The organism is Telluria antibiotica (assembly GCF_011682055.1).
Taxonomy (GTDB): domain Bacteria; phylum Pseudomonadota; class Gammaproteobacteria; order Burkholderiales; family Burkholderiaceae_D; genus Telluria; species Telluria antibiotica.
On record NZ_JAAQOM010000001.1, the window covers coordinates 351,038 to 366,955 of the forward strand.

15 protein-coding genes are annotated in these 15,918 nt (G+C 68.3%); 2 read left to right on the forward strand and 13 right to left on the reverse strand.

The genetic code is table 11. The features are described 5' to 3' along the window. Nucleotides 1–12: 12 nt before the first annotated feature. Complete coding sequence (locus HAV22_RS01410; RefSeq protein ID WP_166855728.1) at nt 13–660, reverse strand: CoA transferase subunit B; 648 nt, start codon at nt 658–660, stop codon at nt 13–15. Beyond that, nucleotides 657–1,322 (reverse strand): 3-oxoacid CoA-transferase subunit A, encoded by a 666-nt coding sequence (locus HAV22_RS01415; RefSeq protein WP_166855731.1) that lies wholly within the window; start codon nt 1,320–1,322, stop codon nt 657–659. The genes HAV22_RS01410 and HAV22_RS01415 overlap by 4 nt, the downstream gene beginning before the upstream one ends. 120 nt (nt 1,323–1,442) lie before the next feature. Here HAV22_RS01415 and HAV22_RS01420 point away from each other — a divergent pair, with 120 nt between their 5' ends. Continuing rightward, on the forward strand, nt 1,443–2,258 hold the full coding sequence (locus HAV22_RS01420) for an IclR family transcriptional regulator domain-containing protein (protein WP_166855734.1): 816 nt from the start codon (nt 1,443–1,445) through the stop codon (nt 2,256–2,258). Between the two features lie 6 nt (nt 2,259–2,264). On the opposite strand, the gene HAV22_RS01425 is transcribed toward HAV22_RS01420, so the two are convergent. The 11 genes from HAV22_RS01425 to HAV22_RS01475 all read right to left on the reverse strand — a co-directional run bounded on the left by HAV22_RS01425 (nt 2,265) and on the right by HAV22_RS01475 (nt 13,323). Continuing rightward, complete coding sequence (locus HAV22_RS01425; RefSeq protein WP_166855736.1) at nt 2,265–2,564, reverse strand: antibiotic biosynthesis monooxygenase family protein; 300 nt, start codon at nt 2,562–2,564, stop codon at nt 2,265–2,267. A 33-nt stretch (nt 2,565–2,597) separates the two neighbouring features. Continuing rightward, entirely contained in the window at nt 2,598–3,572 is a 975-nt protein-coding gene (locus HAV22_RS01430; protein ID WP_166855737.1) for a LysR family transcriptional regulator, read from the reverse strand. Nucleotides 3,573–3,623: 51 nt separating this feature from the next. Next, nucleotides 3,624–4,529, reverse strand: coding sequence for an alpha/beta hydrolase (locus tag HAV22_RS01435; RefSeq protein ID WP_166855739.1), 906 nt, complete (start codon nt 4,527–4,529; stop codon nt 3,624–3,626). 9 nt (nt 4,530–4,538) lie between these two features. Further along, entirely contained in the window at nt 4,539–5,780 is a 1,242-nt protein-coding gene (locus HAV22_RS01440) for an amidohydrolase family protein (RefSeq protein WP_371869500.1), read from the reverse strand. Nucleotides 5,781–5,873: 93 nt separating this feature from the next. Continuing rightward, on the reverse strand, nt 5,874–7,214 hold the full coding sequence (locus tag HAV22_RS01445) for a glycoside hydrolase family 1 protein (protein WP_166855743.1): 1,341 nt from the start codon (nt 7,212–7,214) through the stop codon (nt 5,874–5,876). Nucleotides 7,215–7,323: 109 nt separating this feature from the next. Continuing rightward, nucleotides 7,324–8,874, reverse strand: coding sequence for a bifunctional 3-(3-hydroxy-phenyl)propionate/3-hydroxycinnamic acid hydroxylase (locus HAV22_RS01450; RefSeq protein ID WP_166855745.1), 1,551 nt, complete (start codon nt 8,872–8,874; stop codon nt 7,324–7,326). Next, entirely contained in the window at nt 8,871–9,734 is an 864-nt protein-coding gene (locus tag HAV22_RS01455; RefSeq protein WP_166855747.1) for a fumarylacetoacetate hydrolase family protein, read from the reverse strand. Before HAV22_RS01455 ends, HAV22_RS01450 begins: the two co-directional genes overlap by 4 nt. 61 nt (nt 9,735–9,795) lie before the next feature. Then, a complete protein-coding gene (locus HAV22_RS01460) occupies nt 9,796–10,686 on the reverse strand; it encodes a VOC family protein (RefSeq protein WP_166855750.1) in 891 nt (296 codons plus the stop codon). A 12-nt stretch (nt 10,687–10,698) separates the two neighbouring features. Continuing rightward, nucleotides 10,699–11,724, reverse strand: coding sequence for an amidohydrolase family protein (locus tag HAV22_RS01465; protein ID WP_166855752.1), 1,026 nt, complete (start codon nt 11,722–11,724; stop codon nt 10,699–10,701). Further along, nucleotides 11,721–12,155, reverse strand: coding sequence for a GlcG/HbpS family heme-binding protein (locus HAV22_RS01470; protein WP_166855754.1), 435 nt, complete (start codon nt 12,153–12,155; stop codon nt 11,721–11,723). Before HAV22_RS01470 ends, HAV22_RS01465 begins: the two co-directional genes overlap by 4 nt. A gap of 10 nt (nt 12,156–12,165) precedes the next feature. After that, complete coding sequence (locus HAV22_RS01475) at nt 12,166–13,323, reverse strand: MFS transporter (protein ID WP_208296009.1); 1,158 nt, start codon at nt 13,321–13,323, stop codon at nt 12,166–12,168. 240 nt (nt 13,324–13,563) lie between these two features. On the opposite strand from HAV22_RS01475, the gene HAV22_RS01480 reads away from it, so the two are divergent. Continuing rightward, entirely contained in the window at nt 13,564–15,873 is a 2,310-nt protein-coding gene (locus HAV22_RS01480; RefSeq protein ID WP_166855756.1) for a TonB-dependent receptor, read from the forward strand. Nucleotides 15,874–15,918: the final 45 nt, after the last annotated feature.

A 15,918-nucleotide genomic window follows, 5' to 3' on the forward strand; every position in this document is an offset into this window, starting at 1 on the left:
TTCGTTCTCCTTTTATTCGTTGGGCGCCAGCAGGGGAGCGGCAGTGACGGCCTGCAGGTCGGCCAGCGTGAGCCCCGGCGCCATCTCGCGCACGCGCAGGCCAGCGGGCGTCACGTCCAGCACGGCGAGGTCGGTATAGATGCGGCTCACGCACCCGATGCCCGTCAACGGATACGTACAGCGCTCGACGATCTTGCTCTCGCCCGTCTTGGTCTGGTGTTCCATCATCACGAACACCTGCTTGGCGCCGATGGCGAGGTCCATCGCGCCGCCGACCGCGGGTATCGCGTCCGGCGCGCCCGTGTGCCAGTTGGCGAGGTCGCCCGTGTGCGACACCTGAAACGCGCCCAGCACGCAGATGTCCAGGTGGCCGCCGCGCATCATCGCGAACGAATCCGCGTGATGGAAATAGGCGCCGCCCGTCAGCAGGGTCACCGGCTGCTTGCCGGCGTTGATCAGGTCCTCGTCCTCCTCGCCGGGGGCGGGCGCGGGGCCCATGCCCAGCAGGCCGTTCTCGCTGTGCAGGAAGATCTCCTTCTCGGACGGCAGGTAGTTCGCAACCTTCGTCGGCAGGCCGATGCCCAGGTTGACGTACGCGCCTTCGGGAATGTCCTGCGCAACGCGCGCTGCCATCTGGTCGCGGGTATATCGGGTGCTCATGCTGCCTCCTTGACGACGCGCTGGACGAAGATACCGGGGGTGACGATCGCTTCCGGATCGAGTTCGCCGAGTGGCACGATCTCGGCGACCTGCGCGATGGTGGTTTTCGCCGCCATCGCCATGATCGGACCGAAATTGCGCGCCGTCTTGCGGTACACGAGATTGCCCCAGCGGTCGCCGCGCAGCGCCTTGATCAGCGCGAAGTCGGCGTGGATCGGGGTTTCGAACACGTAATTCTTGCCGTCGATGAAGCGGGTCTCCTTGCCCTCGGCCAGCAGGGTGCCGTAGCCGGTGGGCGAGAAAAAGCCGCCGATGCCGGCGCCGGCCGCGCGGATGCGCTCCGCCAGGTTGCCCTGCGGCGTCAGCTCCAGCTCGATCTCGCCGGCACGGTACAGTGCGTCGAAATGCCAGGAATCGGCCTGGCGGGGGAACGAGCACACGATCTTGCGTACGCGCTTTTCCTTGATGAGGGCGGCCAGGCCCGTGTCGCCGTTGCCGGCATTGTTGTTCACGATGGTCAGCTCGCGCGCGCCGTGGGCAATCAGCGCGTCGATGAGGGCGGCCGGCATGCCGGCGTTGCCGAAGCCGCCGATCATGACGGTCGCGCCGTCGTGGATGTCGGCCACGGCCCGCTCCAGCGAGTCACAGGTTTTGTCGATCATGGGTTGTCACCTTGTGTGTTTTGTGCGATTATCGAACACATGCTCGTTTACCGCACAAAAAGTGTAATCCCGCGCCGCGCCGCCCGTCAAGCGGTTCCTGTCATCGATTAGAATTCCGGCATGTCATCCATACCATCGACCCCAGCCTCCCCCCGCACCATCGCGGAAGAGATCGACGCCCTCGCCGACCCCGACTTCATGACGTCGCTTGCGCGCGGACTCGCCGTGCTGCGCGCCTTCGCCGACACGCGCAAGCCGCAGACCATCGCGCAGATCAGCCAGCAGACGGGCATCCCGCGCGCGGCCGTGCGCCGCTGCCTGCACACGCTGCGGCAGCTCGGCTACGTGGACGCTGAACTGAACAATTTCATGCTCAAGCCGAAGGTGCTGACCCTGGGGTATTCGTATCTGTCTTCGACGCCGCTGACGACCGCCGCGCAGCCGTGCCTGAACGGCGTCAGCAAGGCGCTGGGCGAATCGAGCTCGCTCGCCGTGCTGGAAGAAGACCAGGTGCTGTACGTGGCGCGCGCGGCGACGTCGCGCGTGATGTCGGTGTCGCTGACCGCCGGCAGCCGCCTGCCCGCCTATTGCAGCTCGCTGGGCCGCGTGCTGCTCGCGCACCTGCCGCAGGACGAGCTGGATGCCTATCTCGCCCGCACGACGCTGACGCCCAAGACGGAGCGCACCGTGACGGATCCGGACAAGCTGCGCGCGATCCTCGCGCAGGTCCGGCGCGACGGCTATGCCGTCAACAACGAGGAACTGGAACTGGGATTGCGCTCGATCGCCGTGCCGGTGCGCGGCGCGTCGGGCCGCGTGCTGGCGGCACTGAACGTGGGTGCGCACGCGGCGCGCGTGACGCCGGAGCGCATGGTGGAAGAGTTCCTGCCGGTGCTGCGCCAGGGCGCGCAGGAACTCGCGATGCTGCTGCCCTGACGGGCGTCAGAAACCGTCGACGGCCGCCACGAAGTGCGTCACGACGGGGGCGCCGTCGAAGCAGTGGCCGACAAGGCGGCGCCATTCCTGGAAATCGTCGCTCTCGCGGAAGTGGACCATGTGGTCCTCGACGGTGTTCCAGTCCACGAGCAGGCGGTAGGCGCGCGGATTCTCCACGCCGCGCTGCAGCCGCATGCCCGTGCAGCCGCGCGCGCGCTGGAACAGCGGCGCGGCGGTGCGCACGCCCGCCTCGAATTGTTCTTCCATGCCGGCCTTGACGAGGATTTCGGCGCTTTCGACGACCATATGCTTCCTTTCGATGATGGAGGGATGCACCGATTATGCCACCGCGCGCGCCGTCTCGATGGCATTGAAGCTGAACGGCGCCATCGGCAGCTCGGCGTTGGTCGGCAGGCCGCGCGCAATCTCCAGCATCACGCCGCGCAGCCAGATGTGGCACGGGTCGTTTTCCTGGAAGCGGTGCCACTGCAGGCATTCCGCGAGCGGCGGCAAATCGTACGGCAGCGGCAGCACGCGGATCGGCAGCCGGCGCGCGCACGCGAGCGCGAGGCGCGTGTGCATCGTCGCGACGAGATCCGTACCGACGAGTGCCGTCGCCATGCTGTAGAAATCGCTGGTGATCACGCGGATGCGGCGCTTGACGCCCTGCGCCTGCAGCAGCAGCTCCTCCATCGTCGGCGAACGGGGACGGCCCAGCATCGGCGCGATATGCGACAGGCGCTCGTACGTGGCCGCGTCGAGCACGTCGCCGACATGCGTATTTCCTTCCCAGATCACGGCGCAGTAATGGTCCTCGAACAGCGTGCGCTGCGGATGCTCGGGGTCGAGGAAGTTGCGCGGGATGATGAGGAAGTCGTTTTCGCCGCGGCGCAGCTTTTCCGCCGCGTCGTCCGCCAGCGGCACCAGTTCCAGGGTCATGTTCGGCGCGTCGCGCAGCACGCGCGCCACCACCTTGTTCAGGAACACCTCGGTGGCGTAGTCGGACACCATGATCTTCATGCAGCGCGTTTCGCGCGCCGGATCGAAAGAAACGCGGATGCCGACCGTCGCATGCACGTGCAGGATCAGGTCGCGCACGGGGCCGACGAGCTGGCGGCCCAGCACCGTCAGCTCCATGTTGCGGCCCACCGCGGCCAATAAATCGTCTTCGAAGAATTCGCGCAGGCGCGCCAGCATGCCGCTCATGGCGGACTGGCTGACGTTCACGCGCGCCGCCGCGCGGGTGATGTTCTGTTCCTCCAGCAGCGCGTCGAGCGCCAGCAGCAGGTTCAGGTCCAGGCGGTTGAAACGCATCGGTTGTCTCCTTGTTATCGTATGGCTCGGGCGGCCTCTTGATCCTTTACTTTAGGGAGTTTTCATGCGGCTGTCACGCACAAAGGCCAGCAAGGGCGCAGCCAGCGCGTCGTCGCCGCTGTTGATCGCACAGACCTGGCTGAGGTGGTTGTGGTTCGCGATGACCCCGATGCGCGGCTGGAAACCGTGACGCGTGACGAGCCGCGCGAACAGCTCGCCCGCCTGCACCTGCATCTGGACCGGGTCCAGTTCCGCATACGTGATCGCGAGCGGGAACGGCGCGGCATCGATCAGTTCCACCGTCGACATCGCGCGGTAGCTTGCGAAGTCCGTCCCGAAGTACGCCTCGTTGCGCGGGTCCGGCGTCGCGATGCCCAGCTGTGCGCGCGCCAGGAATTCCAGCGCCGCGTTGTACACGCCCGATGCGAGGAACGCGCCCGCGATCTTCAGCCCCTCGGCCGGATGGAAGCGCTTGACGAGCGTCGCCGCCGCCACGTGCGCCGCGCCGGCCGATTCGCCGGCGAGCACGATGTGGTCCGGATTCCCGCCGTAGGCGCCCACGTTGGCCCGCGCCCACGCGAGCACCGCAGACACGTCCTCGGCGCCGGCCGGCCACCGGTGCTTCGGGCCGAGCCGGTAATTCGGCAGCACGGCAAGCACGCCGTGCCGCGAAAAATAATGCCCGACGGGTCCCCGGTCCGCCTTGTCGCCGCGGATGAAGCCTCCGCCGTGCAGGAACACGACCACGGGCGCCGGTCCCGTCGCACCGACGGCCGGGTACATGTCCAGGGAGTGGCGCTCGTCGGCGCCGTAGACGATGTCGCGCACCGGCTCCGCGCCGCGCGCCATGTCCGCCAGCAGCGGCGCGTACAACGCCTTGGCGGCGGGCGGATCGATCACGGGGCCGGCGGCGCGCACGGCGCGCAGGACCTCGGCATGCTTGTCATTCGGCGTCATCGGTCCTCCTCACAGCGCGGCCAGCGCCGGGTCCTTGTGGAAGCGCCCGTCCTTCATGATGGCGCGCAGGCGCTTGCGGTCCTGCAGGATCGTCACATCCTGCGTCGGGTCGCCGTCGACGAGCAGCAGGTCGGCAAGGAAGCCCTGCTTCACCTGCCCCAGCTCGTCGCCCATGCCCATCAGTTCGCCGCCGAGCAGGGTCGCGGCAGACAGCGCCTCGTCCGGCGTGTAGCCCAGCAGGTTCACGAACAGTTCCAGGTCGCGCGCGTTGCGGCCGTTCGGGTTGAACGGGAAGCCGTAGTCGCCGCCCGGCAGCACGCGCAGCCCGCGCCGGCGCAGTTCCGGCACGAGCTTCCTCTGCAGTTCCAGCACTTCCGCCGCGCTCTTCTTCATGTGGCTCATGTCGAAGTGCGGAGGCGGTGCCGCATCCAGCGTGGCCTGGATGATGCCGATGGCAGGCGCGATGAAGATCTCGTCGCGGCGCGCTTCCAGCATGTCGAGCGCCTCCTCGTCCGCATACGTGCAGTGGTACAGCACGCGGAAGCCTGCGCGCAGGCCCATCTTGACGGCGTCGGATGCCTGCGCATGGCACGCGAGCCACACGCCCGACTCGCGCGCCTGCTCGCCCGCCGCATCGGCTTCCTCCTGCGTGTACATCAGCTGCTGCGACGCGCCGGGCTTCAGCGCATCCTCGCCGGACAGCAGGAACTTGACCGATTTGGCGCCGATCGACGCGCAATCCTTCACGAAGGCGCGTACGGCGGCGGGCCCGTGGCCGTGCTCGGCCACCTTGCCCGGATTGAGTTCCTCGATGGTCGGCGGCTCGCGCTCGATCGACGACGCGACGAGGCGCGGCCCCGGCATGCCGCCGCTCGTGATGAAGGTGTTGAGGACCGTCTCGACGGACTTGGAGAGCGCCCCGGCCGAATAGGCGCTGGTGAAGCCGTGGTCGAGCAGGATGCGCGCGTTGCGTGCCGTCGTCAGCACCAGGTCTTCGGGAGGCAGCGCCATGCCGGGCACGAAGCGCTCGACGGAGCTGGGCCACGACAGATGCGCATGCGCTTCGACGAGGCCGGGCATCAGGGTTCCCCTTTTGCCATCGATCACGCGGTCGCCGGCCAGCGCCGTGATGCCGCGCATGCCGTCCGCCACCTCGGCGATGCGATTGCCTTCCACGCGCACCGCGCCGGTCCCCGGGCGCATCTGGCTGCCGTCGAAGATCCTTACGTTTTCAAAAATGATACCGCCCACGTTGTGTCTCCCTGTTGTCATTCGATTGGCTTAGCGTAGCGGCCGGACCGCATCCGGCCAAAGCCCATTTTGGCGATACCTGCTATCGCCCTTTCATGCCGCCAAGCCGTTCGCCTGCGCGATCTTCCCGAGCACGCGCGCACTCGGCTTGACAGTGCGTTTCATGGTCGTACGGTCGACGCCGATCAGGCCATAATGCGGGCCATAGCCGAAGATCCACTCGAAATTGTCGAGCAGCGACCAATGGATATAGCTCTTCACCGGAATGCCGTCCTTCAGGCAGTTCGCGACGCCGCCCACGGCCGAGCGGATGTAGGCGATGCGCTGGGTGTCGTCATCCGTCGACATGCCGTTTTCCGTCACGTAGATCGGTACCGTCACGTGCTGCGCCGTGTAGCGGATCGTCGCCTCCAGCGCCTCGGGGTAGTACTCCATGTGCGCCGACGTGAACTTGGCATCCTTGGGCGGCGGACGCACGCCGTCGGGCCCGATCAATTCGCGCGTATAGGTTTGCACGCCGATGAAGTCGCCGTGTTCCGCAATCGCCCGGAACCACGGCTCGTACGCGATGGCGCGCTTGCGGTCACGCATGGCCTCACCGCCATCGACGGCTTGGTCGTCCGCGATCGCGATCGAAAAGCCGACGGGCAGTTGGGGACGCACGGCCTTGATGGCCTGATAGCCGGCCGCATGGGCGCGCAGCAGGCCGGCCTCGATCTTCGCGAAATCGCCGAAGATCCACGACGACCATTTACCCGTGCCCGCCAGCTGGCTCGCCTTCGCCAGCATTCCCTTCATGCGCGGGTTGTCGGCCATGCCTGCGAGCGGGCCCGGGATGCCGAACAACAGGCGCGGCAAATTCGGTTCGTTGAACGTCGTCGCGACATCGATCAGGTCGCCCAGGTGGCGCGCCACCTTGTCGCAGTAGCGGGCGTACAGCTGCTCGGCCCCTTCCGTCTCCCAGCCGCCGCGCGCCGCGAACCATGCGGGCGTGACGAAGTGGTTGAAGCTGACCATCGCCTTGACCTTGTGCCTGCGGCAGGACAGCAGCACGTCGCGGTAATGCTCCAGCGCGGCCACCGAGAACATGCCCTCGACGGGTTCCACGCGCGCCCACTCGATCGAGAAGCGGAACGTGTTCAGGCCGAGCGACGCCAGCGTCGCGATGTCCTGGTCGTACAGGCGGTAGTGGTCGACGCCGGCGCCCGACGGCTCCTTGAATTCCGTCGGCTGGATGTTTTCCAGCAGCCAGGCGTCGCTCGCGACGTTGTCGCCTTCCGCCTGGTGGCCCGCGATGGCCGCGCCCCACAGGAAGCCTTTGGGGAACGGCCCGCGCGCGGCAGCAGAGGCGTTGGCGGCGGCCGGCAGCAGCGCGGCGCCGGCGAGTGCCGTGCCCAGGCCCAGCAGGGTGCGGCGGCGTGCATTATGATCCATGTTGTCTCCTTTGTTCTGGTTAAGCGTAGGGTGGGCCGCCCTCCGCCCACGCGCGACGCCATCGATGCGCAGACGTCACGCGTGGGCTCGGAGAGCCCACCCTACCGATTCATGACAGCGAATTCGTGAGGTTGGCCACGAGGTCGTACAGTCCCGCGCCGTCAGCGGCCACGCCGTACACGTAGTGATCGGGCCGGACGACGGCCGCATGGCAGCCGTGACGGGCGAACCAGCGCGCGAGCACGCCGTCCAGCTCATTCGCCTGCATGCGGTGCGGACCGCTCGAGAATCCTTCCGCATCCGCCGGAATGCTGATCAACATGCCGAGTCGCTCCGCCAGCGCCGGCAGGCCGGGCGGCAGCTGCGCCGTGCGCAGATCCGTCACGATACGCCAGCCGGTGCCCGCCAGCTCGTCCAGCAGCGCCGGGCCGGTGGGTCCGTTCACGCGCGGCTGCGGGAACAGCGTGCCGGTGCCGGCGCGGCCGCCGGCCGCCAGCAAACCTTCCATCAGCGGCGGAATGATGTCCTGGCGCGGCACCGTGCGGATGGTGCCGCCGGCCGCGTCGATCAGGGCCGCGTCGCGCGCCTGCGCACGGGAGAAATCGCGCTCGCAGATGACGGCGCCGATCTCCTTGATGCGCGTGGTGAGCCGGCGCACGTGCTCGCGCCGCTCCGCCGTGTAGGTGTCGAGCAGGCTGTCCGGCGCTTCGCCGCCGAGCACCGCGCGCAGCTTCCACGTGAGGTTGACGACGTCGCGCACGCCCTGGCACATGCCCTGGCCCAGGAACGGCGGCTGCTGGTGCGCCGCGTCGCCCGCGACGAACACGCGTCCCACGCGCCATTCGCGCGCCACCAGTGCGTGGAAGCGGTAGCTGGCCTGGCGCCAAAGGGTCGCGTCCTCGGGACCGATCCACCGCCGCAGCACGCTCCACGCACCCTCCTCCGTCGCCATGGTCGCGGGATCCTCGCCCGGCAGCAGCGAGATCTCCCAGCGCCGGTGGTTGCCCGGCCCGATCACGTACGTGCACGGGCGGGCCGGTTCGCAATACTGCACGCTGGTCCGCGGCAGCTTCGCCAGGCCCTGCTCGTTGACCTGCACGTCGACGACGAGCCACGGCTCGTCGAATTCCAGGTCTTCCAGCGTGATGCCGACGGCGTCGCGCACGGCACTCGACGCGCCGTCGCAGCCGATCACGTAGCGGGCACGCACCGAGCCCTCGTCGAAGTGGACGGTGGCGCCGTCATCATCCTGCTCGACGCCGGTGAAGCGCCGGCCCAGCACGACGTCGACGCCCGGCAGCCCCTGCACGTGGCGGCGCAGCGCCGCTTCCACGGGCGGCTGCGTAAAGACCATCGACGGTGTGTGGCCCAGCGGGTACGGCGGTTCGACGGTGGCGAGCCGCTTGATCATGCGTCCGTCGACGCCGTAGTACTCGGACGGCGTGAACGGCTCGCAGTGCGGCGACACGGCATCCGCGAGGCCGAGGTTCTGGAACACGCGCATGATTTCGTGGTCGAGCGCGATGGCGCGCGGCTTCGGATAGACCTCGTGCGTGCGGTCCACGACGAGCGTGCGCACGCCGGCTTGGCCCAGCAGCGCGGCGGCGACGGCGCCGGACGGGCCGAAACCGACCACGACGACGTCATAGTCGCCGTTCATGGCTGGTCGTCCTCGATCGTGTTGACGAGCAGGCCCACGCCTTCGATCTCGACCTCGATCGTGTCGCCCGCCTTCATCCACACGGGCGGCGTGCGCGACTGGCCGACACCGGCCGGCGTGCCCATCGCGATCACGTCGCCCGGTTCCAGTGTGAGGCATTCGGTCAGCAGTGCGATGGTCTCGGCCACGTCCCAGATCATGTCCTTCGTGTTCGCATCCTGCATGACCTGCCCGTTCAGGCGCGACCGGATCGAGAGGCCCGCGCCGCCAGCGGGCAGTTCGTCGGCCGACACCAGCACGGGGCCCAGCGCGCCCGTGCGGTCGAAGTTCTTCCCGATGGTCCACTGCGGCGTGCGCTTCTGGTAGTCCCGGACCGAGATGTCGTTGAAGCACGCGTACCCGAACACGTAGTCCAGCGCTTCCTCGCGTTTGACGTGGCGCGCTCGCTTGCCGATGACGACGGCCAGTTCGGCTTCGTAGTCGAATTTTTCCGATACGCGCGGGCGCGGCGACGCTTCGCCGTGTGCCAGCAGCGACGTCGTCCCGCGCAGGAAGAACCACGGATACACGGGCTTCTCGCGGCCGCTCTCGGCGGCGTGGTCGTAGTAGTTCAGGCCCAGGCAGACGGTCTTGCCCGGTTCGGGCACGACGGGCGCCAGCGCGACGGCGGCCAGCGACTGGCGCGCGGCGGTCGAATCGAGCGCACGGCGGCCGGCCGCGACGAGGTCGATGCCGGCGGCGAGCGCGGCGCGGACGTCGGCCGGGACATCCGGCACGGCGCGGTTGATATCGACGATCTGGTCGCCGTCGACGACGGCCAGGCAGTTCTCATGGCCGCTTCGATAAGTCACGAATTTCAAGATATTCTCCTTCAGGATGATGCATTATTAGTCTGCTGTTCGTAGGCACGGGGTGCCCACCCTACGTGGCGAAACGAATGGTTTTCTGCGCCTGCTTGATGCGGTCCGACGGCGGCTGCGACACGCCCCACTGGTCGAACCGCCCCGGCGGCCATTGCCAGTCGGACGGTCCACCGACCCGGTAGGACTCGTCGACCTGCAGCACGTCGGCCGTGTATTCGATGACGAAATCGTCCGGCCCGACGAAGTAGGCAAAGACGTTGTTGCCGGGACCGTGGCGGCCGACGCCCCATTCGATGGGCCAGCCGGCGTCGCGCATGCGGCCGGCGCCGCGCATGACGGCATCCAGGTCCGGCATGACGAAGGCGATGTGGTTCAGCGTGTCGGCGTCGCTGTCCGCGAGCGCAATGCTGTGGTGGTCGCTGTTGCAGCGCATGAAGGCCATGATCTTCGTGCGGTCGGTCAGGCGGAATCCGAGCGCGTCCTCGAAGAAGCGCTGCGCGACCGCCACGTCCGCGCTGTTGAACACGACGTGCGTGATGCGGCTCGGCGCATCGGCGTGCGCGCTTTCCGCGTGGCGTGCGTCGCCGTGCACGAAGCGCAGGACACGTCCTTGTGGGTCGGCGATCGTAACGGCCGTGCCGCCGCCCGGCTCGTCGACGACGGCCGGTCCGGACAGCACACGGCCGCCCGCGGCCGGGGTGCTTGCCGCGATTGCTTCGAGATCGGCGGGCGACGCCACGCTGAACGTCACGTTTCGGACATCGGGCTTCTGGCTGCGGTGCAGCGCGAGGATATGGTGGAACCGGCCGGCACCGCGCAGGTAGACGGCATCCGCTGTCCTTGCGACGGTCTGCAAATGCCAGGTATCGTTATAAAAGCGCTCGGCGGCATCGAGATCGGTGACGCCGATGGCGATGCTGCGCAGTTGGCCGGCGGGGCATGCGGGCATGTTGACTCCTTGTTAAAGCCCGAGGAAACGGGCCGCGTTATGGGTGACGAGTTGCGCGCGCGTGTCCGCATCCGCGACGGCCGCAGCGATGTTGTCGACCGGGCGCGCGTCGTGGAAGGCGAACGGGTAATCGGTCCCGATCATCAGTTGCGACGCGCCGAAGCGGTCGATCAGGTGGCGCAAGGTCGGCGCGTCGAACACGAGCGTGTCGTAGAACAGCCTCCGGGCCTGCGCCGACGGGCTCTCGCGCATCGCGTCGGCCAGGGCCGGAAAGACCTGGCGTGCCTGTTCCAGGCGCGGCAGCAGCGACGCAAGCGTGCCGCCGCCGTGGCTGAACGCCATCTTCAGGGCCGGATGGCGGCCGATCAGGTTCGAGGTCAGCACGGAGGCGGCGGCCAGGCCGACGTCGGTCGGATACGCGAGCGCGGGCAGCAGCTTGTCCGGCCCGACGAGGCGATCGGCGCCGGCCGGTTTCAGCGCATGCACGAACACGGACACGCCCTTTTCAGCGCAGGCCGCGAAGAATGGCGCGAATGCCGGGCTGCCGATGGCCTTGCCGTTGACGTTGCTGCCCACTTCGATGGCCTTGAACCCCAGCCGGTCGGCCACGTGAGCCAGTTCCGCCAGCGCGAGATCGAGGTCCTGCAGGGGCACGGCGCCCATGCCGACGAGGCGTCCGCCGGACAGCGCAGCCATGTTCGCGATCTGTTCGTTCATGTAGCGCAGCAGCTGGGACGCCGCCTGCGGTTCCATCCAGTACGACAGCAGCTCCGGCATCGGCGAAATGGCCTGCACGGCGAGACCCATCGGGTCCATGTCCTCGATGCGGCGGCTGGCACTCCACGCGCGCTCGGACACGGTCCGGTACACGCTGCCCTGGATGATCACATGGCGGTGGCACGCGTGCGCCGGCGCCATCGACGGCCAGTCGGGTGGCAAGCGGTTTCCCACGTAGCGCGGCAGGTCGTGCGGGATCACGTGGGCATGCACGTCGATCCCGCACGCGCAGCCGGCCGTATGGTCGTGCGTCACGCTCATGCGGCCACCAGACCCGCCGCGTTGACGCCGGCCGCGCAGATCGCCTCGTCCTGCGCGCCCGTGCCGCCGCTCGCGCCGACGGCGCCCAGCAAGGTGCCGTCCGCGGCGCGGATCGCGACCGCGCCGGTCTGCGGGATGAATTTTCCTTGGCTGGACGACGCCAGCGCGTTGAAGAACACGGGATTGTCCTGCGCGCGCTGGTGCAGCACGCGGCTGGCCACGCCCATGCCGGCGGCGGCATAGGCCTTGCCAATGGCGATGTCGACGCGCAGCGGCGTGGCGCCGTCCTCGCGCTGCAGGGCGACCGTGTGACCGGACGCGTCCAGCACAGCAACGGCCACTGGCGGCAGGCCGTCCGCGCGCGCCGCAGCGAGGGCGGCGGCGAGGATCGCGCCCGCGTGCGCGAGGGTGAGTTGGTTGGATGGGTTCATGGCGTCTCCTTCATTGATGGGTGGGCGCGACCGCCGGTGCCGGGGCGCCCGCACGGCGCGCCACGAGAGCGAAGGACAGCGTGGCGGCGGCCCCGACCAGCACCGCCAGCAGCGCCTGGCCGCCGAAGCCGGCGCGCATCGCGACGGAGCCGGCCAGCGCGGGACCGATCGCGGAGCCGGTCATCATCATCGCGGGCGTCGAGGCGAGCGCACGGCCGCTCGGGTCCAGCCGGGCAATCAGGCCGAACAGGAACGTGTGGGTGAAGATCAGCACGGCCGGATAGACGGCGCCGGCCAGCGCATACGGCAGGAAGTCGGCGGACAAGGTGACGACGAGTGCCAGCGCGGCCTGCAGCGGCGCGGCGACGAGGGCCACGCGCACGGGATTCAGGCGCTTCTGCAGCAGGCCGGCGACGGCGGCCGGCAGCAGGTTGACGAGGCCGCACACGACGAGCAAGCCGTTCACCCGGTCCTGGCCGAAGCCGCGCAGCACGCCGATGCGGTCCAGCATGCTGAACGTGAGCGCCTGGTTCAACGCCAGGCAGCCCACACCGAGGATCGCGCACCAGGCGGCACGGGGCAGCGACGCCGCCGCCTGCGTGCGACCGCCGGTCGTAACGTTCGGAAAACCGAAAGCACACGCCAGCGCCGCCGCGCTCATCAGGCCGGCGAACACGAGGAACAGCGTCGGTCCGCCATACGTGGCGACGGCCGGCGGCACGGCGGCATAGAAGACCACGGCGCCGATGCCCAGCGCCGTCCCGGCCATGGCGAACAGCCGGTGCGGATTGGCGCTCCGGCCGATGGTGCCGTGCGTGACCGACAGCGCGGTGCCCGTCGCGATGCCGGCGACGAGGTGCAGCACGGCGAGCGCGCCGAAACCGGCCACCCGCGACGCGGCGAGAAACGCAAGCGCTGCGACGGCATAGCCGCCGAACGCACAGGCGGCGCGCGGCAGCCTGGTATACAACGGCGCCGCCACGAGGCTGGCGCCGACTGCGCCCAGCAGGAACGCCGTGACGATCATGCCCGCGTGCTCGAGATCGAAACCGTAATGCTGGGCGAGCGTGCCGATCCACACGGGCAACGCGACCAGATCGACCATGCCGGCGAAATGGCACAGCATGAGCGTGGCGCGGCCGCGGCCCGCCTCAGGGGAAATGTGCATCGGGGTGTCTCCTCGCGTTTTCTTGTGTGAAAACGATAGCAGCGCGCGCGGGCATCCCGAAGACCAGAGTTTCGATAGGACGTATCAGCGAATCCGATCGATCAGCCATTTGATCATCACCCGCCAACGTCGATAGCAGGTATCACGGAATACGGCTTTGGAATGGTCGAGGTACGTACCTATACTCGATTCGCCTGAAGACAACATGGCCGGCATCAACCGGCCACACTAGGAGACAATATGCACGCACCCCGTACCACCTCGGCGATCGGTTCGCTGACCGTCCTGTCCATGAGCCTGGCCGCGATCTGGACCCCGGCCTGCGCCCAGACCGGCGACAGCGGCGCCAGTCCCGAGGCGAACACGAAGATCGAGAAAGGCATCGAGACCGTCGTCGTCACCGCGCAAAAGCGCAGCCAGAGCATCAAGGAAGTCCCCGTCGCCATCACCGTCGTCAACGCCGCGCAGCTGGAGCGTGCCGGCGTCAAGGACATCGGCGACCTCGCCAAGACGGCCGCGTCGCTCGAATTCGGCGACCAGTCGACCGGCGGCGCCGGCGGCAGCGCGTCGATCCGCGGCATCGGCACCGCCGTGTTCACGCAATCGGCCGAGAGTTCGGTCGGCGTCGTCGTCGACGGCGTGCCGCAGGGCGCCACCGCCGGCGGCCTGATGTTCGACCTGGCACGCGTCGAGGTGCTGCGCGGTCCGCAGGGCACGCTGTTCGGCAAGAACGCGTCGGCCGGCGTGCTGAACATGTCCACCCAGGAGCCGATCATCGGCGACCATGGCGGCAGCGTGCAGTTCGAATTCAAGGGCAAGCGCGGCGAAGCCCTGCGCGCCACGGGCAACGTCCCGCTGAACGACATCTCGGCGCTGCGCATCTCCGCCGTCGGCGAGCGTAACAAAGGCGTCTACCACAACGTCCTCACGGACAAGGACAGCGTCACGACCAACGGCGGCGCGCGCCTGCGCTACCTGCTCAAGCCGAACCGCGACGTGGCCGTCAACCTGATCGCGGACGCGTCGAACCAGCGCAACGAGAACGCCGTGTTCTTCGCGCCGTCGGTGGCCTATGCCACCAACACGGCGGGAAACCACCAGCCGGCCGCGGAATTCGCGTCGTGCGGCGTGACGGTCTCGAAGACCAACAACCAGGTCTGCTCGGACGGTGCGGAAATCCAGCACACCCGGGTGCGCGGCCTGTCCGGCCAGGTCGACTGGACCCTGGGCAGCGGCGACACGCTGACGTCGATCACCGCCTACCGCACGCGCAAGCAGGGGCCGGACAGCGTGAACATCGGCATGTCGAACACCTACGACAAGGTCTACAACTTCACGCCGCACCAGGATGCGCAACAGTTCTCGCAGGAGCTGCGCATCGCGTCGCCCACGAAGCAAGCGCTCGAATACGTAGGTGGCCTGTTCTACGCCGATTCGAAGAACTACAAGGACTCCACGACGACGATCCTGCCGAGCCCCTTCCTGCCCTCGCCGCCCGTGCCGCGCTCCATCGCGACCGACGCGATCCAGCACGCGCACCTGACCACGAAGGCCCTGTTCGGCCAGGCGACGTACCACCTGACCGACGCCACCGGCATCATCGCGGGCCTGCGCTACACCCGCGACACGGTCACGGCCGACGAGTCGCAATCGAGCGTCGTCGCCTTCGACGGCTTCACCCTGCCCGCCTCCGTCAAGGCAGCCAGCGGCAGCGCGCAGCAATCGAACGTGTCCGGCAAGATCGGCCTGCAGCACGCGCTGTCGAAGACCACCAACCTGTACGCCACGCTGAGCCGCGGCTACAAGGGCCCGCAGATCGACAACGACACCCCGATCAACGTCGCCACCGCGTCCGGCAACTCCGCCGGCAACATCGTCAAGCCCGAACTGCCGACCAGCTTCGAAGTGGGTTCGAAGATGTCGTTCCTGAACCGCCGCCTGGACGTGGACGTGGCCGCGTTCCACACGAAGATCAAGGATTTCCAGGAGCAGAACTGCACGTTGACGGCCGTCGGCGCACTCTCCTGCATCCCGCTGAACGTCCCGAGCGTGACGAGCAAGGGCGTCGAAGCCGATATCCGCGCACGCCCGCTGCCGGAACTGCAACTGGGCCTCTCGGTCGCGATGATCCTCGACACCGCGTACCCGGCCGGCTTCAGCTTCGACAATCAGAACGTCGGCGGCCAGCGCCTGCTCTATTCGCCGCGCAACAAGGCGACGCTGAACGGCGACTACAGCTGGACGCTGCCGGGCGACTACGAACTCAAGCTGGGCGGCGACGTCGTCTACAAGAGCCGCGTCCGGCTCTGCAATTCGCTCGACACCGAATGCGGCTACGGCGGCCATTCCACCGCGTCGCTGCGCCTTGCGCTGCGTTCGCCGGACGACAAATGGGGCGTCGAAGTGTACGACCGCAACCTGGGCGACAAGCGCGTGCCGAACGCCATCATCTACCCGCTGCCCGGCAAGGGCGCCGGCTCGGGCTTCGCCTACAGCCTCGGCGAGAACTCGTTCCGCCGCATCGGCGTGACGCTGGACTACCGTTTCTGACCGCATGATGCCCCACGCGGCCGCGGCGCCTGGCGTCCGGCCGCG

Bases quoted from the DNA above. Each gene is read 5' to 3' on its own strand.
- HAV22_RS01410 (WP_166855728.1), bottom strand. From the start codon at position 660: ATGAGCACCCGATATACCCGCGACCAGATGGCAGCGCGCGTTGCGCAG.
- HAV22_RS01415 (WP_166855731.1), bottom strand. From the start codon at position 1,322: ATGATCGACAAAACCTGTGACTCGCTGGAGCGGGCCGTGGCCGACATC.
- HAV22_RS01420 (WP_166855734.1), top strand. From the start codon at position 1,443: ATGTCATCCATACCATCGACCCCAGCCTCCCCCCGCACCATCGCGGAA.
- HAV22_RS01425 (WP_166855736.1), bottom strand. From the start codon at position 2,564: ATGGTCGTCGAAAGCGCCGAAATCCTCGTCAAGGCCGGCATGGAAGAA.
- HAV22_RS01430 (WP_166855737.1), bottom strand. From the start codon at position 3,572: ATGCGTTTCAACCGCCTGGACCTGAACCTGCTGCTGGCGCTCGACGCG.
- HAV22_RS01435 (WP_166855739.1), bottom strand. From the start codon at position 4,529: ATGACGCCGAATGACAAGCATGCCGAGGTCCTGCGCGCCGTGCGCGCC.
- HAV22_RS01445 (WP_166855743.1), bottom strand. From the start codon at position 7,214: ATGGATCATAATGCACGCCGCCGCACCCTGCTGGGCCTGGGCACGGCA.
- HAV22_RS01450 (WP_166855745.1), bottom strand. From the start codon at position 8,874: ATGAACGGCGACTATGACGTCGTCGTGGTCGGTTTCGGCCCGTCCGGC.
- HAV22_RS01460 (WP_166855750.1), bottom strand. From the start codon at position 10,686: ATGCCCGCATGCCCCGCCGGCCAACTGCGCAGCATCGCCATCGGCGTC.
- HAV22_RS01465 (WP_166855752.1), bottom strand. From the start codon at position 11,724: ATGAGCGTGACGCACGACCATACGGCCGGCTGCGCGTGCGGGATCGAC.
- HAV22_RS01470 (WP_166855754.1), bottom strand. From the start codon at position 12,155: ATGAACCCATCCAACCAACTCACCCTCGCGCACGCGGGCGCGATCCTC.
- HAV22_RS01475 (WP_208296009.1), bottom strand. From the start codon at position 13,323: ATGCACATTTCCCCTGAGGCGGGCCGCGGCCGCGCCACGCTCATGCTG.
- HAV22_RS01480 (WP_166855756.1), top strand. From the start codon at position 13,564: ATGCACGCACCCCGTACCACCTCGGCGATCGGTTCGCTGACCGTCCTG.